We start from the raw sequence: 18,687 nt of genomic DNA on the forward strand, positions 1-18,687 counted from the left end.
CCAAAAGCGTCTTATGGGGCCTTGGTGACCCCGGCGACCGCTCCCCGCCCGACAACAGCCAGCGAGCGCCTGCACGGGCTCGATGCCCTGCGCGGCATTGCGGCGCTGGCAGTGGTTATCATGCACGCCCACGTGCTGATGCCCGAATTTCCCGACATTTTCCCGCGTGGTTATCTGGCGGTCGACTTCTTCTTCATGCTGTCCGGTTACGTCATGGCGCGGACCTATGAACCGCGCCTGCGCGCCGGCATGTCCGGGCTCAGGTTCTTTGCCGCACGCTACAAGCGGTTGTGGCCGACGATGGCGCTGGGCGGCGTGCTGTTCCTGCCGTTTCTGGCCGAGGGGACGCGCGGGCAGGATCTCGTGCTGTGGCAGGTCGCGGCGGTGAACCTGCTGCTCCTGCCGAGCCCGTGGTCGGGGAACTATTTCGCACTCAACGTGCCCGCATGGTCGATCTTTTTCGAACTGGTTGCCAATGCGGCGCACGCGGTGCTCTGGCGTGTGCGAACTCCGTTTATCGCTCTGCTGGCCGCAGTCAGTTTCGCTTGGCTGGTCAGCGCTGCTTGGGTGCATGGCCACCTCGACATCGGTTCGCGCAATGGAGATATGGGCGAAGGGCTCGCCCGGGTGGCGACGGCCTATGCGCTGGGCGTGGTGATCTGGCGGCTGTGGGGCGAGCGCAAGGTTTCGCCCGTCGCAGGGGTCTTCGCGCTGGTCGCCATGCCGTTGTGGTTCGCCATTCCAGATCGCAGCGACGGGTACAATTGGCTGCCTGATGTTATTTTTGTCGGACTGCTTTGTGTTCCGATCCTGATCAGTGGGATCGCCCTGCGAGGAGGTCACAGGATTTCGGCGGCGCTGGGCGAGCTGTCTTTCCCGCTCTATGCGATCCATTATCCCCTGCTCTACTGGTTCAGGGCCGCGGGAGCCCCTCCCGCCACCGCGATTGCCGGGTGTGTTGCGGGGGCGGGACTGGTCGTCGTCCTGTCGGCAGCATGGAAACGGCGCAGGCGCCGGGCGTGATGCTCACCGGCGCGCAGCTAGGCATAGCCCTCGCGCTGGTTTCGGCTGTGGCGACGGCCTTTGCTCATGCCTATCTCAAGGTCGGTCAGGACAAGCTCGCGGTTCAGGCGTGGATCCGGCTGATTGGCCTCGCCGCCTTCTTGCCATTGGCCATCCATTTCGGCACGCCGCCTGCCGCGCTGATGCCGTGGATCGTCAGTGCGGCACTGATCCATGCGACCTATCAGTGGGCGCTGATCCACTCCTACCGGTTGAGCGATTTCTCGATCGCCTATCCGCTGGCGCGCGGCACCGCGCCACTGTTCACGCTGCTGTTCGGGGTGATCGTCCTGCGGGACCAGCCGGCGGTTGAAGTCATGGCCGGCGTGGCGATGCTCTGCGCCGGTATCCTCACGCTCGTGCGGCACGGATCGATCAGCCGGCGCGGGGCGCTGGTCGCGGCAGCAACGGGGCTGCTGACCACGCCTATTCGATCATCGATGCCAAGGGCGTGCGCGAGGCGGAGAGTGCCCTGCACTTCATCGCATGGTTCTACGTCGCCGATGGCTTCACCATGCCTGCACTGCTGGCCATGCGAGATGGCGGGCGACTCCTCCCGGCCCTGCGCCGCGAACCGGCGATCGGCATCAAGGCGGGTGTGCTTGCACTCGTTGCTTTTGTCCCTGCACTGTTCGCCTTTCGCCTGGCCCCGGTCGGTGCGGTTGCCGCCCTTCGCGAGACGAGCGTGCTGATCGGGCTTGTGCTTGGCGGCGCGATGCTCAAGGAAGCGCTCGACATGCGCCGCGCCATCGGGGCGCTGCTGATCCTTGCCGGGGGCGCCATGGTGGCGCTCTGGACGGCAAGCTAGGAGTTGTCATGGCCAAGTTTCTCATCGTCGAAGCCCGTTTCTATGATCACCTCAACGACATGCTGGTCGAAGGTGCGCGCGCCGCGATCAAGGCCGCCGGGCACAAGGCGGACGTCATCACCGTCCCCGGCGCTCTCGAAATTCCGGGCGCTATCGCGCTGGCCGACCAGTCGGGCGAATATGACGGCTATGTCGGCATCGGCGTGGTCATTCGCGGCGAGACCTATCACTTCGAAATCGTCGCAGGCGAAAGCGCGCGCGGCATCATGGCGCTGACCATGGACGGAGTAGCGATCGGCAACGGCATTTTGACAGTCGAGAACGAGGCGCAGGCACTGGTCCGCGCCGATCCCAAGCAGAAGAACAAGGGCGGAGAGGCCGCAGAGGCCGCCATGGCCCTGCTCGCGCTGCGCGAGAAGTTCGGTGCTTGACGCGCAACCCGGCCTCGGCGGGATTCCGCTGGTCCTCGGCGGAAATCCGTTTGGCTGGACGATCGATCGCGACGCCAGCTTTGCCGTGCTCGACGCCTTTTACGAGGCGGGCGGCAGGGCCATCGACACCGCGGAGATCTACTCCGCCTGGGTTCCGGGCAACAAGGGTGGCGAGAGCGAGACGATCATCGGCGAATGGATGGAACTGCGCGGTGTACGCGCAGACATGCGGATCGCGACGAAGACCGGCCTTGGCGGCGCACCTGGTGCTCTGGCTCCAGAGCGCGTGAAGGCTGCGTGTGAAGGATCGCTCGAACGGCTGCGTAGTGATTACATCGATCTCTATTACGTCCACCGGGACGATCAGGTAACTTCGCCAGAAGACGTCGCGGGCGTTTACGCGGCGCTCCTAGCAGCCGGAAAGGTTCGCGAGCTGGGCCTGTCCAACACCGAACCCACACGTTTGGCCGCGTTCAACGCCGCCGCTGCCGCTGCCGGAACGCCGCGGTTCACTGTGCTGCAGCCGGGCTACAACCTCGTGTGGCGCAACGAGTATCCGGCTGATCTGGAACGACTAGCGGTCGAACAGGACATCGCGGTGCTGCCCTATTACGGCCTCGGTGCCGGCTTCCTCACCGGCAAATATGCGTCCGACGCTGACTTCACCGGAATGCGCGGAGAGAACGCCCGCCAGTTCGCCAGCGCGGCGGGTTGGCAAGCCCTGCCCGTGCTTCGCGAAGTCGCCGCAGAGGCGAAAGCGACGATGGGACAAGTCGCGCTCGTCTGGTTGGCAACCCGTCCCGGCGTTTGGGCTCCGATCGCCAGCGCAACCAGCCCGGCGCAAGTGGCTGAGCTATGCGTTTTCACGCAGGTTGAATTGACTGAAGAGCAGCTCACGCGCCTCGATGCCGTCAGCATCGATGGCGTCGGCAATCTGCCTGGCTGAAAGGCGCGCTTACCAGATCTTCACGCGCTTTTCAGGCGGCAGGTACAGTTTCTCGCCCGGTTGTACGTCAAACGCGCGGTACCATGCGTCGATGTTGCGGACCGTCAGCGCACGGTACTGGCCCGGCGCGTGACCATCGGTGGCTACCCGGCCGCGCAAGGCCTCTTCGCGCATCTTGGTCGCCCACGACTGGGCATAGGCGATGAAGAACCGCTGGTCGCCAGTATAGCCCTCAATTACTGGCGCCTGCTTGCCCTTCAATGACGCATGATAGGCGTCGAGCGCGGCGGCCAGCCCGGCGACGTCGGCGATGTTCTCACCCAGCGTCAACTTACCGTTGATGCTCAGGTCCGGGAACGGCTTATAGGTGTCGTACTGGTTGGCCAGCGCCTTGCCGGCTTGTCCGAAGCGGGCAAGGTCCTTTGGCGTCCACCAGTTGCGCAGCTTGCCCGTTGCATCGAAGGCAGCGCCGTTGTTGTCAAAGCTGTGGCTGATTTCGTGGCCGATAACGGCTCCGATTGCGCCGTAGTTATAGGCGGCATCAGCCTTGGGATCGAAGAACGGGCGTTGCAGGATGGCGGCTGGGAAGTTCAATGCATTCTGCACCGGCAGATTGACCGCATTTACCAGCTGCGCGTTCATCCACCATTCGCGGCGGTCCATCGGCTTGCCGATCTTTGCCAGTTCCTGCGCGGTGCGCAGCTTTTCACCAGCGACTACGTTGGCATAGGCCGAGCCGGGTTTGGGATCATAGCCGGCGTAATTTCGCCAAATATCGGGATAGCCGACGCCGACTTCGATGGTGCGCACCTTCTCGACCGCTTCCTTGCGGGTCGAATCGGCCATCCAATCGAGCGATTCGATGCGGCGGGCGAAAGCGCCCTTGATCTCGCCGACCATGCCTTCGATCTCGGCCTTCTCGGATGCCGGGAAGTACTTCTCGACATAAAGTTTGCCCAGCCCATCGCCGAGATGGAGGTTCACAGCCGCCAGCGCCCGCTTTTCACGCGTGCGCGGGACCTTGGTGCCCTGCAATGCCTTGCCGAAGAATTCGAAATTCCAGGTATCGAACGTTGCCGGCAATACATCGGCGTGAGTGCTGATCTGGTGGAGCGCCAACCAGTCTTTCCACGATTCCAGCGGCTCGCTCGCCACCAGCGCCGAAAGCCGGGAGATCGCTGCGGCATGATAGGCAGAGAAACGCTTCTGCCGGGGCAGGTTCATGCCCGTCATGAAGGCGTCCCAATCGATGCCCGGCGCCTTGCGGGCAAAGTCATCACGCGCCCATTCGATGGCGGAATTCTGGAAATCCTCGCTCTGTTCGCGGCTCGCATGAGCCTGGGCGATCTTCATTTCGAGCGCCATCACGCGGTCCGCACGTGCCTGAGGATCAGTCATTCCAGCCCGCTCGAACACGCCAGCAATATAGGCGCGGTACTTGGTCCGCAGATCTGCCATCTTGGCGTCTGCTGACAGATAATATTCCCGCTCCGGCATGCCCAGGCCGCCCTGCAGGAGGTAAGGCATCACCTCGCTGCCGTTCAGCGCCTGCGTAACGAACAGGCCGAACAGGTTGGTGGTCTGGAAGTCGGTTGAATTCAGAGGATCAACATCGGCGCGCACCTGCTCGCCCAGCACGCGCGACAGGCTGTTCACGTCGTTGATCGCGGCAAAACGCGCCAGATCCTGCTTGAGTGGTTCAAGGCCGGCAGCCTCGATCGTCTTGGTATCGAGATAGGCGCTGTAGAGTGACTTGATCCGGCCGGCATCACTATCAGGCGCAGGGCTTCCGGCGACGATCGACTGAATCAGCTCGCCCAATTGGCGTTCGGTCTCATCCCGCGCGATGGTGAAGCCGCCGATGTTCGAGCGGTCGTCCGGGATCACCGCGCTCTTCATCCAGCCGCCATTGGCATAGGCGTAGAAATCGTCGCCCGGCTTCACCGTCTTGTCCATCGAGGCAGTTTCGATGCCCAGCGCCGTGCCGGCCGAGCGGGCGGCGGCCTGCTTGTCGGAAGAAGTGCAGCCAGCCACGCTCAATGACAGGCTTGCGACGCCAAGCAGCAGGGCCGCAGCAAATCCGGTACGGTTCATGGCATTGTGTCCCTTTGGCAGTCCGTGAAGTCCGGCTTGGCGCCAGCCAATCCATAACCCTGCTCAATAAGGATTGTTGCGAGGCTGCGCTACAACCGTTCGTCGAGAGATTTGCGGCATTAAGCGAAAGGAATTTCGACCGGAGACGCCTTGCCAAGTTCAGCCCGATCTTGATCGGAAGGAAATATCACCACGATGGACCAAAATTCATTGCCAGATTCTGTCGATCCCGTGGCCCTGCTCGAACAGGCGCTTAACGGGCATCATGCGCTCGAAAAGCTCGAACATGCGTTGGTTTTGCTGGATAGCGCCGGTGCCGATCTGGCCGCTGCCCACGTGTCGCGCGCCATCGATGCCTTGCGGGACATGTTTGATCTGGATGTAACTAGGTCCAATCCCGAGCAAGCTCTCGAACTAATGCCCTCAGGTTCCTGATAGGCCAGCTCAAGGAAATGCCGCCTTTCCCGCAACTTCACTGTTGCAGGGGCGGTTATCAGGGGCCTTCACCAGCATGGGCACGTTGCTGCATCGCGTTGAATTTGCCGAAGGCGAAACAGTCGCCGGGATGCGCAGTCACGCGCAGCGACTGATCGCGATGGCCGGTGATCTGCTGGCCCTGGCCCGGGAACTGGAGGGGCGCCCTGCCCCGGCCGCAACCAATGGCTCACACGATGAAGCGGCCATGCCCACGGATCGCCGCGTTTTGGGAGAACTGGCGCGAAATGCCTATCGCGCCCGGCGGCTTCGCAACCAGTATTTCTCCGGCACCGATCTGTTCGGTGAACCGGCATGGGACCTGCTGCTCGACCTGTTTATCAATGCCTGCGAAGGCAAGCGCGTACCGGTTACCAGCGCCTGCATTGGCGCCGCCGTTCCCACCACGACGGCGCTCCGCTGGCTCACCATCCTCGAATCGCGCGAACTGGTTGAGCGCGAGGCTGACAGCAGCGACGCCCGCCGCATTTTCGTGCGACTGACTCCGCGCGCACAAACGGCGATGTCTGCCTATTTCGCACGTGCATCACAGGATATGCGCAGCAACGAGCCGCGCCTTCCCTTGATCGTCGGCAGTTGATCAGACAGAGATGCGTCCGAACGCCGAAGCACCGGCATAGACCGCAGCCCCGCCCAGCTCTTCCTCGATGCGGATAAGCTGGTTGTACTTGGCCAGCCGGTCCGACCGCGCGAGCGAGCCGGTCTTGATCTGTCCGCAATTGGTAGCGACCGCGAGATCGGCGATGGTCGCGTCCTCGGTCTCACCCGAACGGTGCGACATGACGGCGGTATAGCCGTTGCGGTTGGCGATCGACACCGCTTCAAGCGTTTCCGTCAGCGAGCCGATCTGGTTGACCTTGACCAGAAGCGAGTTCGCCAGCCCCATGCCAATGCCCATTTCGAGGCGCTTGGGGTTGGTGACGAACAGATCGTCTCCGACCAGCTGAACCTTGCTGCCGATCTTGTCGGTCAGCGCCTTCCAGCCCTCGAAATCGTCCTCGCTCATACCGTCCTCGATCGAGATGATCGGATAGGAGGTGGTCAGATCGGCCAGATAGTCCGCCATCTGAACCGGGCTGAGGCTCAGGCCCTCGCCGGAGATCTCGTACTTGCCGTTCTTGAAGAACTCGGTCGCCGCGCAGTCGAGCGCGAGCATGATGTCGGTGCCGGCCTTGAAGCCCGCCTTCTCGATCGAGGCCATGATGAAGTCGAGCGCGTCACGAGTGGAGGCAAGGTTAGGCGCACAGCCGCCTTCGTCGCCCACGGCGGTGGCGAGGCCCTTTTCATGGAGCCCCTTCTTCAGCGTGTGGAACACTTCCGCGCCCCAGCGCACGGCCTCGGCCAGCGAATCCGCGCCGACCGGCATGATCATGAATTCCTGGAAGTCGATCGGATTGTCGGCATGTTCGCCGCCGTTGATGATGTTCATCATCGGCACCGGCAGGACATGCGCCGAAACGCCGCCGATGTAGGAATAGAGCGGCAGGCCGCGCGCGTTCGCAGCCGCCTTGGCCACGGCGAGCGAGGTGCCGAGGATGGCGTTGGCACCCAGACGTGCCTTGTTCTCGGTGCCGTCGAGATCGATCATGGCAAGATCGATATCGCGCTGGTCTTCGGCATCGAGGCCGAGCAGCATGTCGGCGATCTCGCCGTTTACGGCGTCGACAGCCTTGAGCACGCCCTTGCCGAGGTAACGGTCCTTGTCACCATCGCGCAGTTCCACCGCCTCGTGCGCGCCAGTCGAAGCACCCGAGGGTACGGCAGCGCGGCCAAATGAGCCGTCATCAAGCAGCACATCAACTTCCACCGTGGGGTTGCCGCGGCTGTCGAGAATTTCACGTCCGTGAATGTCAATGATGGCGGTCATGGCGTCAGTAACTCCTGCATGGGACGGGGGCCGTGGCGGCTTGTTTTGCCGACCCCTTAGCACCAGCAGTCCGGCAGGCAAGTTGCATTGCAGCAAACCCGGGTCAAAGGAACTTGACTGCATATGAAACGTTCCCATTTATCGATACACACGCCACCAAGAGGCAAAGGAACCCGATTCATGGCCAAGACCCCCGCCACCAGCGCCAAGACCCCGGCCGCCCCGAAGAAGCCGGCTGCCAGGAAGCCGGCAGCTTCCAAGGCTGCACCGAAGACACCAGCCGCCGGAAGCGAGGCCAAGGAAAAGTTTGCCAAGGCCATCGAAGAAGCCAAGGCCGGCGTTCAAGCGCTCACCAGTCAGGCGCAGGACAAGGCTGGCGAATACCGCCAGAAGGCCACGACTCAGAGCGAAGCGCTCCTTGGTGATGCCAAGGAATACGGCGTTCAGGCCAAGGAAAAGGCCGCCGAGCTCGCCCGCGAAGGCAAGAGCAAGGCGAGCGAGGCCATCTCCGGCCTTGGCCAGATCGTGGCCGACAGCGCGACGACCATCGACGAGAAGCTGGGAGCCAAGTACGGCGACTATGCCCGCACCGCCGCCCGCACCATGCAGGAAGGCGCGGCCAAGCTCGAAGCCAAGGACCTTGGCGAACTTGGCACCGATGCCAAGGAATTCGTCAAGAAGAGCCCGGGCCTTGCAGTGGGCATTGCCGCAGTTGCTGGCTTCTTCTTCGCCCGCATGTTCCGTGGTTCGTCGAACAACGACAGCTGACGCGCACCCCTGTTACCTGACGCAAGGGAGTCCCTTCTGGACGACGCGCCACCCGAAGACCCGTTCCTGATCGACGAGCTCAAGCAGCTTGGCGGTGATGCGCGCGCCTATGCCGAAGCGGAATTCGCTTTCCAGCGAGTCCGCGCTGGCGTGGCCGCCAAGGGTCTGAGGGACGTCGCCCTGCTGGGGGTCATCGCTTTCACGGTCGCCGTTTTCGGGCTCGGCGCGCTCGTTGTCGGCCTGCTGATGGCGCTGGCCCCGATCGTCACGGCTTGGGGCGCCACGGCGATCGTTGCTGGCGGCCTTTTCCTCATCGCGCTGATCCTCGTCCTGATGGCGAAGGCGCGCTGGACGCGGACTTTGGCAGCGATTTCCGATGACGACGGGATCCGGCCGTGAGTGAAACGCCGCCCAAGGTCGATTTGGCGCGCGATGCGCGCAACTCGGCGCGCAACCGGCTGCTTGGCAGGTTCAGCTCGCTGAAAGGCGACTATGCCGAAAAGGGCCTTGGCGAACGTGTCGGCGAACGGATTACCGGCAAGGTGAAGGGCGCCGCTCACGATCTTGGCGAAGTTGCCAACGATTCAAAAGGCGTGATTGCCGGCGCAGGTGCGCTGCTTGGCCTGTGGCTGGCCCGACGCCCGATCCTGTCGCTCGGCGGGCGCTGGTGGTCGAAGCTGAAGGCGCGGATGGATAAGGAATTTTGAACGTGAACGAATCCACGGCAGGCAGTAACGAACCGGTTGCTCCTTCGGCCCTTGCCAAGGTGCCTGATCGCGATCCCCCTGAAACCTACACCGATCTTGCCCGCGACTATCCCATTGCGCTGATCGGCGGCGGTGTGGTTATCGGCCTGCTGGCCGGCGTGCTTCTGCCGCGCGGGATTGGCCGCAAGGTCGGCAAAGGGTTACTCACCGGCGCGCTTATGGCGGGCGAGCTGGGCCGCAGCTATTCGGCACAAGCCACGCAAAGGCTGGGTGACGTCAGCAGCGACGGGCGCGAGAAGGTTGTCGAATTGGGCGCCCGTGCGCAGGCCGGCACGCGCAAGGTAGCCAGCACCTCGCGGGACATGGGTATTAAAGCTGCGCGCGAAGCCATCAAAATGGTAGCGAAATTGCGCCGCTGACCTTGGCTTTCACGTGATACGGCGCTATGCGGCCCGCTTTCCACTCCCCCGGAAAGATACAATGACATGCAGAAACTTCACTTAGTGATGGGCGGCCGGGTCAGTGATCCGCAAGGTCTGGAATTCACCGATCTTGAAAAGATGGACCTGGTCGGCATCTACGATTCCTACGCTGAGGCTGAAGAAGCCTGGCGTGGTAGCGCTCAGCGCACAGTTGACGATGCTGAAATGAAATATGTCATCGTTCACTTGCACCGGCTGTTGCAGCCTGACCTGAACTGAGCAGGCTGATCTGACAGGCAACGAAAAAGGGTGGTCGGTTCGTTCCGGCCACCCTTTCTGCGTTTTGGCGAGCAGCGCGTTGCGCCGACGATGTGTCAGATGAATTCGATCTTCTTCACCAGATACGAACGGTCACCGGCAGGCACCGTGACTTCGATTTCGTCTTCGACGCGGCGGCCGATCAGGGCGCGGCCAAGCGGCGAATTGTAGCTGATGCGGCCAACCTTGGCGTCCGCCTCATAGGGGCCGACGATCTGATAGCGCACCGGCTTGTCATCATCATCGAGCAGCGTGACCGTGGCGCCGAAAATGATCCGGTCGCCCGAAAGCGTCGTCGGATCGATGATCTGCGCGCGGCTGACGCGATCTTCGAGATCGCCGATGCTTGCTTCGACCTGGCCCTGGCGTTCCTTCGCGGCGTGGTATTCCGCGTTTTCCGACAAGTCGCCATGGGCGCGGGCTTCCTCGATCGCGTCAACGATCCGGGGGCGTTCCTCACGCAGCGCCTTCAACTCGACGATGAGCCTTTCATAGCCCTCCGCCAGCATCGGCAGCTTTTCGACACTTGCCATTAGTATACTACCTCCTGTTGCCCGCCCTTCCCCAAAGACTGAACTGCCGTCCCGCTCCAAGCAGGGAGCAGGTGAGCCGGTCGCGATGTTGGGGGTAAGCGCGAGATTTCAGCTATAATAGTCCTGCAATGAGCGGACTTCAAGTTGCGCGCCGCGCAATGCCTCGATTGCTTCCACCGCAGCGACCGAAGCGGCGGCCGTGGTGAAGTAGGGAACCTTGCCTTTCAGCGCGGCCATACGGATCGATTGCGAATCCTTCAGGCTCTGCCAGCCCTCGGTCGTGTTGAAGATCAGCGCGACATCGCCGTCGACGATGCGGTCGACGATGTGCGGGCGCCCTTCGGCCACCTTATTGACCAGTTCGACCGGCAGCCCGGCCTCGGCAAGATAGCGCTGGGTGCCGCCGGTAGCGATGACGCGGAAGCCGAGTGCGATGATCTTTTGTACGGCTGGCAGGACGACATGCTTGTCGCTGTCCTTGACCGAAACGAAGACGAGACCTCCATCAGGCAGCAAAACGCCCGCGCCAAGCTGGCTTTTGGCGAATGCCGTGGCAAAATCCCGATCTATTCCCATGACTTCGCCGGTAGACTTCATTTCCGGTGAGAGGACCGGATCTACGCCGGGGAAGCGGGCAAACGGGAACACAGCTTCCTTGACCGCCATATAGTCGAGATCGCGCTTGAACGGTGGGAAGGTCGAGAGCATTTCACCCGCCATGACCCGCGCAGCGATCTTGGCGACTGGCTGACCGATGGCCTTGGCCACGAAGGGAACGGTGCGCGAGGCACGCGGGTTCACTTCGATCAGGTAGACTTCGCCTTCCTTGACCGCGAACTGGATGTTCATCAACCCGCGCACGCTGAGACCGTGTGCCAGCAGCTCGGCCTGCCGCTCCATTTCGGTGACGATTTCCGGGGACAGGCTGTAAGGCGGCAGAGTGCAGGCGCTGTCGCCAGAGTGGATGCCGGCTTCTTCGATGTGCTGCAGCACGCCAGCGACGACAACCTGCTCGCCGTCACACAGCGCATCGACATCGCATTCGATGGCATCGCGCAGGTACTGGTCGATCAGCACCGGGCTATCGCCCGAAACCTGCACGGCGGTGGTGATGTAATCGTCAAGCTGGGCGACCGAATCGACGATCTCCATCGCCCGTCCGCCAAGCACGTAGCTCGGCCGCATGAGCACGGGGAAACCGATGCGTTCGGCCACGGCCACGGCCTCGTCGCGGCTGCGGGCAATGCCGTTGGCCGGCTGCTTGAGACCGAGATCGTTGACCAGCTTGGCGAAGCGCTCGCGGTCTTCGGCAAGGTCGATGGCGTCAGGTGACGTGCCGAGGATCGGGATACCGGCGTCTTCGAGCGACTGCGCCAGTTTGAGCGGGGTCTGGCCGCCGAACTGGACGATCACGCCGACCAGTGTTCCGTTCTTCTGCTCGACATGCAGAATTTCCAGCACGTCCTCGGCCGTCAGCGGTTCGAAATAGAGGCGGTCGGACGTGTCATAATCGGTGCTGACCGTCTCCGGGTTGCAGTTGATCATGATCGTTTCATAGCCGACCTCAGCCAGCGCGAAACAGGCGTGGACGCAGCAATAGTCGAATTCGATGCCCTGCCCGATGCGGTTCGGTCCGCCGCCAAGGATGACGATCTTCTTGCGGTCAGTCGGCGCGGATTCGCATTCCGGCTCGCCAAAGCTGGGCGCCTCATAAGTCGAGTACATGTAGGGCGTGATCGCCTCGAACTCGGCGGCGCAGCTGTCGATACGCTTGAATACCGGCAGCACGCCCAATTTGTGGCGCAGCTGGCAGACTTCCTGCGCCGTGGTTGCGCCCGCCATGGCCTTGACCGCATCGTGCAGCAGGCCGCCCTTGCGCGGGGCAATCGTCTCACCCAGCCCGCCGGCAATATGCACCGAGCGCACGGCCAAGGTGGCAAGGCGGTGATCGGAAAAGCCCATGGCTTTCAGGCGGCGCAGGCCCGCGGCGTCGTTCGGCAGGCCGTTTTCCATGATCGCCGCTTCTTCGGCGATGATCTCCTCGATGTGGCGCAGGAACCAGGGATCGAAGTGCGTGATCGCCTGGATGTCTTCAAGGCTGAAGCCTTCGCGGAAGGCCTGTCCGACGACCAGCAGCCGGTCCGGCGTCTGGCGCGACAGTGCGGCGGTAATGACGTCGCGGCTCGTGCCTTCAAGGTGCGGCATGCGGTTGAAGCCGTCGAGCCCGGTTTCGAGGCCGCGCAGCGCCTTCTGCAGCGATTCCTTGAAGTTGCGGCCAATCGCCATGACCTCGCCGACTGACTTCATCGCGGTGGACAGCAGCGGTTCGGCGCCCTTGAACTTTTCGAAGGCAAAGCGCGGGATCTTGGTGACGACGTAATCGATCGTCGGTTCAAAGCTTGCCGGGGTCGCGCCGGTGATCTCGTTGGTGATCTCGTCGAGAGTGTAACCAACCGCCAGCTTGGCGGCGACGCGGGCGATGGGGAAGCCGGTGGCTTTCGATGCCAGCGCCGATGACCGCGAAACGCGCGGGTTCATCTCGATGACGATCAGGCGGCCGTCCTTCGGGTTGACTGCGAACTGTACGTTCGATCCCCCTGTTTCAACACCGATTTCCCGCAGGACCGCGATCGATGCGTTGCGCATGATCTGGTATTCCTTGTCGGTCAGCGTCAGCGCCGGGGCGACGGTGATCGAATCGCCCGTGTGGACGCCCATCGGGTCGACGTTCTCGATCGAACAGATGATGATGCAGTTGTCCTTGCGGTCGCGGACAACCTCCATCTCGTACTCTTTCCAGCCGAGCAGCGATTCCTCGATCAGGACTTCGGTGGTCGGGCTGGCATCAAGGCCGGAGCGGACAATCGCCTCGAACTCGGACTTGTTATAGGCCACGCCGCCGCCGGTGCCGCCAAGCGTGAAGCTGGGGCGGATGATCGAGGGCAGACCGGTGCGTTCAAGCACGGCGAAGGCCTCGTCGACCGTATGGGCCACGCCCGAACGTGCTGATTCGAGGCCGATCTTGTCCATCGCCTCGCGGAAACGCTGGCGGTCCTCGGCCTTGTCGATGGCATCGGCATCGGCGCCGATCATCTTGACGCCGTACTTTTCCAACGTGCCATCATTGAACAGCGCCAGCGCAGTGTTCAGCGCGGTCTGGCCGCCCATGGTCGGCAGGACCGCATCGGGGCGTTCCTTCTCGATGATGCGTGTGACGATTTCGGGGGTGATCGGTTCGACATAGGTGGCATCGGCCATGTCGGGATCGGTCATGATCGTGGCGGGGTTCGAATTGACTAGGACGACCTTGTAGCCCTCCTCACGCAAAGCCTTGATCGCCTGCGTGCCCGAATAGTCGAACTCGCAGGCCTGACCGATGATGATCGGACCGGCGCCGATGACCAGGATCTTCGAAATGTCTGTGCGCTTGGGCATGGGGGTTCCGTCAGGCTGTCAATTCGGCGAATTTGTCCGCCCAGTAAGTGTCATTCGCCGCAGCGGCTTGCACGATCGGGCTAGAAGCGTTGAACGCGGCGAGCAGTCCGCCGAACTTGTCCGCCTGAAACTGGTGCATGTTGCCGCCGAAATCGTTGGCCTGTGTCGACCATGCGCCCTGCGCGATCATCGTATCGACAAATTCCGTCGCCGCCGCCCGCGTTTCCCGCGCGGCCTTGCGACCGAACTTGCGCACGGCAACGCCGATCTTGTCATCGATGATCATGATCAGCTCGGCATGCGGATACCAGCGCGTGGTAATGCTGAGCTCCTTGCCGTGGCCTGATGTGTAATAGGCCAAGACGTGGGCCTGAAGGTCGGTGAGGCTCATTTCAGCATCTCCACAAAGCGTTCAAACAGGTAAAAGCTGTCCATCGGACCCGGCGAGGCTTCGGGGTGGTATTGCACGCCGAACGCCTTCTTTCCCTTCACCGCGATGCCGCAGTTCGAGCCGTCGAACAGCGATACGTGGGTCTCCTCGACCGTGTCCGGCAGCGAGGTGTTGTCCACCGCAAAGCCGTGGTTCATCGAGGTTATCTCCACCACGCCGTCTTCCAGACGCTTGACCGGGTGGTTCGCGCCGCGGTGGCCCTGGTTCATCTTGGTGGTCGCCGCGCCGGCCGCGATGCCGAGCATCTGGTGGCCAAGGCAGATACCGAAGATCGGCATGTCGGCATCAAGCAGTCCCTTGATCACGGGTACGGCATATTCGCCGGTTGCGGCGGGATCGCCCGGACCGTTGGAAAGGAACACGCCGTCCGGCTTATGCGCCATGATCGCATCAAGCGAGGTCGTTGCCGGAACAATGGAAACCCGCGCGCCGGCCTTCACCAGATTGCGGAAAATCATGTCCTTCGCGCCGTAATCGATGGCGACGACGTGCGGACGGGTATCGCGTGGGCTACGGGCATAGCCCTTGCCCAGCGTCCATGCGCCGCCTTCCCATTCCTCGCCCGCAGAGCGCGTGACCATCTTGGCGAGGTCCATGCCCTCCAGTCCCGGCCAATCCTGCGCGCGCTTGATCAGCGCGGGGATGTCGAACCGGCCATCGGGATCGTGCGCGAGCACGGCATTGGGCGCGCCGGCCATGCGGATGCGGCGAGTCAGTGCGCGGGTATCGATGCCGGAAAGGCCGATCTTGCCCTTGCTCGCCAGCCATTCTCCGAACGTGCCCTGACTGCGGAAGTTGCTTGGCACCGTGACATCTTCGCGCACCACGCAACCGACCGCGCCATCGACACGGCTTTCAAGATCTTCGTCGTTGACGCCGACGTTGCCGATGTGCGGGAAAGTGAAGGTGACGATCTGCGCCGCATAGGAGGGATCGGTCATCACCTCCTGATAGCCGGTCATCGCGGTGTTGAAGCAGACTTCGCCCACTGCCTGGCCAACTGCGCCGAAGCCGCGGCCCCACAGAACGGTGCCATCGGCAAGGACGAGAACGCCGGTTGCGCCGTCAGGCTTGGATACGTGCGAAGAGGCGGCGTCGGCCATGATTGGAGGCGCTCCGTGGGTGGGTTTCCGGCGATGTGTGCTAAGGAGCGGCGGCTAGACCCCATGTTGCGGTGCGTCAAGGTTTGAAAGCATCGAATTTCCGGTTAGAGGCCTCCTATCCCCGGTGCGAACCCCGTAAACACAGGAAACACACGAAAATGCTTCGCGACTCGATCAAGTCCGCGCAGGTCACTGCCATGAAGGCCGGCGACAAGCCCCGCCTCGCCGCTGTCCGCCTGATCCTTGCCAAATTGAAGGACAAGGACATTGAACTGCGCACCGCTGCCACTGTGCCCGATGACGATGTGCTGGTTGTCGATGTGCTGCAGAAGATGGCCAAGCAGCGCCGCGAATCAATCATTATGTTCGAACAGGGCGGCCGCCAGGAACTGGCCGATCAGGAAAAGTCGGAGCTCGAAGTGATTGAGGGGTTCATGCCCCAGCTGATGAGCGAAGACGATACTAAGGCGGCGATTGCCAAGATCATCGCGGATACCGGTGCCGCCGGCATGAAGGACATGGGCAAGGTCGTCGCTGCGCTGAAGGCCGCGCACGGCACCCAGCTCGACATGGGCAAGGCCAGCGGGCTGGTCAAAGCCGCGCTGGCCTGATCCCGGCGCTTCTATGCCTTGGGCATCACCGAGCAGTGCTCGTTAACGATGAGCCAGCCCGCCGTAGCGTCCTTCTGGAAAACATCGGTACAGCGCACCTGACCGTTGTTTTCCGGCTTCGCCTTGCTGGTGCCGTTCCACACGCCTGACACGACAAAGGTATCGGCGTCGAGCAGCTGGATCTTGCGGGAAATCTGCTCCTCGGTGTCGATCTGCGCGGCGGCGAAGACATCCTGCGCCTTGTCGAAGACCGCGCGGTCGGTTTCCAGCGGGCCATAGGCATAGTCGAACGCGACGACACCCGGCGCGTACAGAGCCTTGATCCGGGCGGCATCCTTCGATTCCCATGTTTTCACCATGGCATCGGCGAGCTTGGCGGCTTCGTCTTCGGTCACGATTGCGGCGGCCGGCGGAGCTTCCTTCGTACAGGCTGAAGTCAACAGGCCGGCGGCTACACATGCGATGATCACGGAACGGTTCATCAGGCTTCCCCCAAAGTTTTTGGCGTGAATTCGCCATGCCACCCGTGGTGATGCTACGCTCATTTGCGGTGTTGCTCTAACGGATTCGCCATTCGCACCATCATACGATTTCCAAAGGACTATTCCCTTACCTCATGGCACTTTCGCCAGCCTTTCTAGACGAACTGCGCGCCCGGATATCGCTTTCAGCGGTGATCGGGCGGACGACTCGGCTCACCAAGGCGGGGCATGAGTTCAAGGCCTGCTGTCCGTTCCACAACGAAAAGAGCCCGAGTTTCACGGTCAATGACCTGAAGGGGTTCTACCACTGCTTCGGTTGCGGAGCCCACGGCGATGCCATCCGCTGGATGACCGACCAGCGCGGACTTTCGTTCATGGATGCGGTGAAGGAGCTGGCGTCTGAAGCGGGACTGGAAGTCCCTGCCCCCGATCCGCGCGCCGCCCAGATCGCTGAGAAGCAAAGCGGTCTGCATGATGTGATGCAGGCGGCGCAGGACTGGTACCGGGCGCAACTGGAAACTCCTGCGGGGACCAAGGCGCGCGACTATCTTAATTCGCGTGCGTTCGATGCCCATACGATGGAGCGCTTCGGCTTCGGTTTTGCTCCGGCCGGGCGGCAGGCGCTCAAGGCCGCACTGAGCCAGTTTGACGAGGCGATGCTGATAGAGGCGGGTCTGCGCATCGCGGTCGATGACAAGGAGCCCTACGACCGTTTCCGCGACCGGTTGACCATGCCGATCCAGGATGCGCGCGGACGGGTGATCGGTTTTGCTGCGCGTATTCTCGATGCCGACAAGAAGGACGCGCCCAAGTATCTCAACTCGCCGGACACCCCGCTGTTCGACAAGGGGCGTACGCTGTTCAACCTCCACCGCGCGGGCCCCGCCTCGCGGCAGAGCGGGCGGATCGTAGTGGTCGAGGGGCAGATGGACGTAGTTGCTCTGGCTGCGGCGGGCATTGCCGATGCCGTGGCGCCGATGGGGACTGCACTAACGGAACGCCAGCTTGAAATGCTGTGGCGCCTGGTTGAAGCTCCGGTGCTCTGCTTCGATGGCGATTCCGCCGGTCAGCGCGCCGCGATGCGCGCGATCACCCGCGCCCTGCCAATGCTTCGGCCCGCGCACACCTTGCGTATTTGCCGCTTGCCAACGGGTCTCGATCCCGATGACCTGATCCGCAAACAGGGCGTTGGCGCGCTTGAACAGGTTCTGGCGAGTGCCGGCAGCCTCGTCGAAACGCTGTGGGAGAACGAGCGCGATGCGGTTCCGCTGTCCACGCCCGAAGATAAGGCCGGTCTTAAGGCGCGGCTGATGGCCCACGTCGAGACGATTGCCGACCAGGATATCAAGGCGCTGTACCGCCGCGAACTGAGCGAGCGCTTTTCCGAGTTCGCCTTTCCTGCCCGCCAGCCGCCGCCCCCGCGCCAGCCGTTTACCGGGCGTCAGGGGCGTTTCGATCGCAAGCCGGCGGTGCTGCCGCCCGCACCCGAAACGGCGCGACGGATGGAGCGGGCGACAGGTGTTGGTCGCCGCGATGGGCTTGGCGCTGCGGTGATCGCCGGGCTGCTGCTCTACCCGCAGGCACTCGCACGCCACGCCGAGGCGCTTGCCCGCGCCCGGATCGCTGACCCTGAGCAGGCCCGCGTGCTCGGCGCCATGCTTGAACACCTCGATCACGGCGAAGCGCTTGAAACTTCGGCGCTCGTCACCACATTGGCTGCCAAGGGCCTCACGTCTCCTTCCGATGAGTCCTTCGCCGGTATTCCATATCCTTTCGCCCGGTCCGGTGCCGACCCGCAGTCTGCTCTGGCTTCGCTCGATTCGGCTGTGGTGATGCTGGTCGAAGGCCCCGAACTGGAAGCTGCGATCGAGGCTGCGACACAGCGGTTCGATTTCGAGGAACAGTCCCGCCTGCGCCAGCGCAAGCAGGAGCTTGAAAATCGATTGAAGGCCCAAAATCGCAGCTGAAGCGCAGCATCGCAGTCAATGCTCGGCAAGTTGCGCATGAAGTCACTAAACAGGGCTGGAATTTGCCGGGTGGCCGTGCCAAGGGGCCACCACGCGGTATAATCCGGCTCGAGATACCCAGAATCAGGGGCGACTCGCCGGTTTCGGCAGTCCCCCGCAGGAACACGGCGGGAAAATGGACGAAGAC

The 18,687-nt window shown here is 62.7% G+C and carries 21 protein-coding genes; 13 read left to right on the forward strand and 8 right to left on the reverse strand.

Translation table 11 applies throughout. The annotated features are described in order from the left end of the window. The first annotated feature begins 24 nt into the window (after positions 1–24). Positions 25–1,023: an acyltransferase gene (locus RMO89_RS06925; protein ID WP_310532061.1), complete on the forward strand. Its 999-nt coding sequence runs from the start codon at positions 25–27 to the stop codon at positions 1,021–1,023. 17 nt (positions 1,024–1,040) lie between these two features. On the opposite strand, the gene RMO89_RS06930 is transcribed toward RMO89_RS06925, so the two are convergent. Further along, a complete protein-coding gene (locus tag RMO89_RS06930; protein ID WP_310532062.1) occupies positions 1,041–1,430 on the reverse strand; it encodes a hypothetical protein in 390 nt (129 codons plus the stop codon). Between the two features lie 83 nt (positions 1,431–1,513). Here RMO89_RS06930 and RMO89_RS06935 point away from each other — a divergent pair, with 83 nt between their 5' ends. Genes RMO89_RS06935 through RMO89_RS06945 form a run of 3 tightly spaced genes read left to right on the forward strand, consistent with a single transcriptional unit; the run spans position 1,514 to position 3,247 of the window. Continuing rightward, on the forward strand, positions 1,514–1,870 hold the full coding sequence (locus RMO89_RS06935; protein WP_310532063.1) for an EamA family transporter: 357 nt from the start codon (positions 1,514–1,516) through the stop codon (positions 1,868–1,870). A gap of 8 nt (positions 1,871–1,878) precedes the next feature. Further along, positions 1,879–2,301, forward strand: coding sequence for a 6,7-dimethyl-8-ribityllumazine synthase (ribH, locus tag RMO89_RS06940; protein ID WP_310532065.1), 423 nt, complete (start codon positions 1,879–1,881; stop codon positions 2,299–2,301). Next, positions 2,294–3,247, forward strand: coding sequence for an aldo/keto reductase (locus RMO89_RS06945; RefSeq protein ID WP_310532066.1), 954 nt, complete (start codon positions 2,294–2,296; stop codon positions 3,245–3,247). The genes ribH and RMO89_RS06945 overlap by 8 nt, the downstream gene beginning before the upstream one ends. 9 nt (positions 3,248–3,256) lie before the next feature. Here RMO89_RS06945 and RMO89_RS06950 read toward each other — a convergent pair whose 3' ends face one another. After that, a complete protein-coding gene (locus RMO89_RS06950) occupies positions 3,257–5,341 on the reverse strand; it encodes a M13 family metallopeptidase (RefSeq protein WP_310532067.1) in 2,085 nt (694 codons plus the stop codon). Between the two features lie 195 nt (positions 5,342–5,536). Here RMO89_RS06950 and RMO89_RS06955 point away from each other — a divergent pair, with 195 nt between their 5' ends. Continuing rightward, on the forward strand, positions 5,537–5,776 hold the full coding sequence (locus RMO89_RS06955; protein ID WP_310532068.1) for a hypothetical protein: 240 nt from the start codon (positions 5,537–5,539) through the stop codon (positions 5,774–5,776). 76 nt (positions 5,777–5,852) lie between these two features. Continuing rightward, a complete protein-coding gene (locus RMO89_RS06960) occupies positions 5,853–6,416 on the forward strand; it encodes a MarR family transcriptional regulator (protein ID WP_310532069.1) in 564 nt (187 codons plus the stop codon). Here the strand turns inward: RMO89_RS06960 and eno are convergent, their stop codons facing one another. Beyond that, positions 6,417–7,703, reverse strand: coding sequence for a phosphopyruvate hydratase (gene eno, locus RMO89_RS06965; RefSeq protein WP_310532070.1), 1,287 nt, complete (start codon positions 7,701–7,703; stop codon positions 6,417–6,419). A 180-nt stretch (positions 7,704–7,883) separates the two neighbouring features. On the opposite strand from eno, the gene RMO89_RS06970 reads away from it, so the two are divergent. The 5 genes from RMO89_RS06970 to RMO89_RS06990 all read left to right on the forward strand — a co-directional run bounded on the left by RMO89_RS06970 (position 7,884) and on the right by RMO89_RS06990 (position 9,879). After that, the gene (locus RMO89_RS06970) at positions 7,884–8,471 is read left to right on the forward strand and encodes a hypothetical protein (RefSeq protein ID WP_310532071.1); all 588 of its coding nucleotides are present in this window, start codon (positions 7,884–7,886) and stop codon (positions 8,469–8,471) included. A 69-nt stretch (positions 8,472–8,540) separates the two neighbouring features. Continuing rightward, positions 8,541–8,870: a phage holin family protein gene (locus RMO89_RS06975; protein ID WP_310532086.1), complete on the forward strand. Its 330-nt coding sequence runs from the start codon at positions 8,541–8,543 to the stop codon at positions 8,868–8,870. Next, positions 8,867–9,178, forward strand: a complete 312-nt coding sequence (locus tag RMO89_RS06980) for a hypothetical protein (RefSeq protein WP_310532072.1) — start codon at positions 8,867–8,869, stop codon at positions 9,176–9,178. Before RMO89_RS06975 ends, RMO89_RS06980 begins: the two co-directional genes overlap by 4 nt. A 2-nt stretch (positions 9,179–9,180) precedes the next feature. Next, a complete protein-coding gene (locus RMO89_RS06985) occupies positions 9,181–9,597 on the forward strand; it encodes a hypothetical protein (RefSeq protein ID WP_310532073.1) in 417 nt (138 codons plus the stop codon). Positions 9,598–9,663: 66 nt separating this feature from the next. Further along, entirely contained in the window at positions 9,664–9,879 is a 216-nt protein-coding gene (locus tag RMO89_RS06990; protein ID WP_310532074.1) for a DUF4170 domain-containing protein, read from the forward strand. Between the two features lie 95 nt (positions 9,880–9,974). Here RMO89_RS06990 and greA read toward each other — a convergent pair whose 3' ends face one another. The 4 genes from greA to carA all read right to left on the reverse strand — a co-directional run bounded on the left by greA (position 9,975) and on the right by carA (position 15,440). Continuing rightward, positions 9,975–10,451 (reverse strand): transcription elongation factor GreA, encoded by a 477-nt coding sequence (gene greA, locus RMO89_RS06995; RefSeq protein WP_310532075.1) that lies wholly within the window; start codon positions 10,449–10,451, stop codon positions 9,975–9,977. 108 nt (positions 10,452–10,559) lie between these two features. After that, complete coding sequence (gene carB, locus RMO89_RS07000) at positions 10,560–13,886, reverse strand: carbamoyl-phosphate synthase large subunit (protein WP_310532076.1); 3,327 nt, start codon at positions 13,884–13,886, stop codon at positions 10,560–10,562. A 10-nt stretch (positions 13,887–13,896) separates the two neighbouring features. Further along, complete coding sequence (locus RMO89_RS07005) at positions 13,897–14,277, reverse strand: hypothetical protein (protein ID WP_310532077.1); 381 nt, start codon at positions 14,275–14,277, stop codon at positions 13,897–13,899. Then, a complete protein-coding gene (gene carA, locus RMO89_RS07010) occupies positions 14,274–15,440 on the reverse strand; it encodes a glutamine-hydrolyzing carbamoyl-phosphate synthase small subunit (RefSeq protein ID WP_310532078.1) in 1,167 nt (388 codons plus the stop codon). Before carA ends, RMO89_RS07005 begins: the two co-directional genes overlap by 4 nt. Before the next feature lie 158 nt (positions 15,441–15,598). Here carA and RMO89_RS07015 point away from each other — a divergent pair, with 158 nt between their 5' ends. Then, positions 15,599–16,051: a GatB/YqeY domain-containing protein gene (locus RMO89_RS07015; protein WP_310532080.1), complete on the forward strand. Its 453-nt coding sequence runs from the start codon at positions 15,599–15,601 to the stop codon at positions 16,049–16,051. 11 nt (positions 16,052–16,062) lie between these two features. On the opposite strand, the gene RMO89_RS07020 is transcribed toward RMO89_RS07015, so the two are convergent. Beyond that, the gene (locus tag RMO89_RS07020; RefSeq protein ID WP_310532082.1) at positions 16,063–16,533 is read right to left on the reverse strand and encodes a nuclear transport factor 2 family protein; all 471 of its coding nucleotides are present in this window, start codon (positions 16,531–16,533) and stop codon (positions 16,063–16,065) included. A 134-nt stretch (positions 16,534–16,667) separates the two neighbouring features. Between RMO89_RS07020 and dnaG the strand changes: the two genes are divergently transcribed. Then, positions 16,668–18,500 (forward strand): DNA primase, encoded by a 1,833-nt coding sequence (gene dnaG / locus RMO89_RS07025; RefSeq protein WP_310532084.1) that lies wholly within the window; start codon positions 16,668–16,670, stop codon positions 18,498–18,500. The last annotated feature ends 187 nt before the right edge of the window (positions 18,501–18,687 follow it).

Origin of the sequence: Novosphingobium sp. (assembly GCF_031424035.1) — a bacterium.
In the GTDB taxonomy this organism is placed as follows: Bacteria; Pseudomonadota; Alphaproteobacteria; order Sphingomonadales; family Sphingomonadaceae; genus Novosphingobium.

Excerpts from the sequence above, each read along its gene's own strand:
- RMO89_RS06960 (WP_310532069.1), top strand. The coding sequence starts at position 5,853 with ATGGGCACGTTGCTGCATCGCGTTGAATTTGCCGAAGGCGAAACAGTC.
- dnaG (WP_310532084.1), top strand. The coding sequence starts at position 16,668 with ATGGCACTTTCGCCAGCCTTTCTAGACGAACTGCGCGCCCGGATATCG.
- RMO89_RS06990 (WP_310532074.1), top strand. The coding sequence starts at position 9,664 with ATGCAGAAACTTCACTTAGTGATGGGCGGCCGGGTCAGTGATCCGCAA.
- eno (WP_310532070.1), bottom strand. The coding sequence starts at position 7,703 with ATGACCGCCATCATTGACATTCACGGACGTGAAATTCTCGACAGCCGC.
- RMO89_RS07005 (WP_310532077.1), bottom strand. The coding sequence starts at position 14,277 with ATGAGCCTCACCGACCTTCAGGCCCACGTCTTGGCCTATTACACATCA.
- ribH (WP_310532065.1), top strand. The coding sequence starts at position 1,879 with ATGGCCAAGTTTCTCATCGTCGAAGCCCGTTTCTATGATCACCTCAAC.
- RMO89_RS06970 (WP_310532071.1), top strand. The coding sequence starts at position 7,884 with ATGGCCAAGACCCCCGCCACCAGCGCCAAGACCCCGGCCGCCCCGAAG.
- RMO89_RS07015 (WP_310532080.1), top strand. The coding sequence starts at position 15,599 with ATGCTTCGCGACTCGATCAAGTCCGCGCAGGTCACTGCCATGAAGGCC.
- carB (WP_310532076.1), bottom strand. The coding sequence starts at position 13,886 with ATGCCCAAGCGCACAGACATTTCGAAGATCCTGGTCATCGGCGCCGGT.
- RMO89_RS06955 (WP_310532068.1), top strand. The coding sequence starts at position 5,537 with ATGGACCAAAATTCATTGCCAGATTCTGTCGATCCCGTGGCCCTGCTC.
- carA (WP_310532078.1), bottom strand. The coding sequence starts at position 15,440 with ATGGCCGACGCCGCCTCTTCGCACGTATCCAAGCCTGACGGCGCAACC.
- RMO89_RS06950 (WP_310532067.1), bottom strand. The coding sequence starts at position 5,341 with ATGAACCGTACCGGATTTGCTGCGGCCCTGCTGCTTGGCGTCGCAAGC.
- greA (WP_310532075.1), bottom strand. The coding sequence starts at position 10,451 with ATGGCAAGTGTCGAAAAGCTGCCGATGCTGGCGGAGGGCTATGAAAGG.
- RMO89_RS07020 (WP_310532082.1), bottom strand. The coding sequence starts at position 16,533 with ATGAACCGTTCCGTGATCATCGCATGTGTAGCCGCCGGCCTGTTGACT.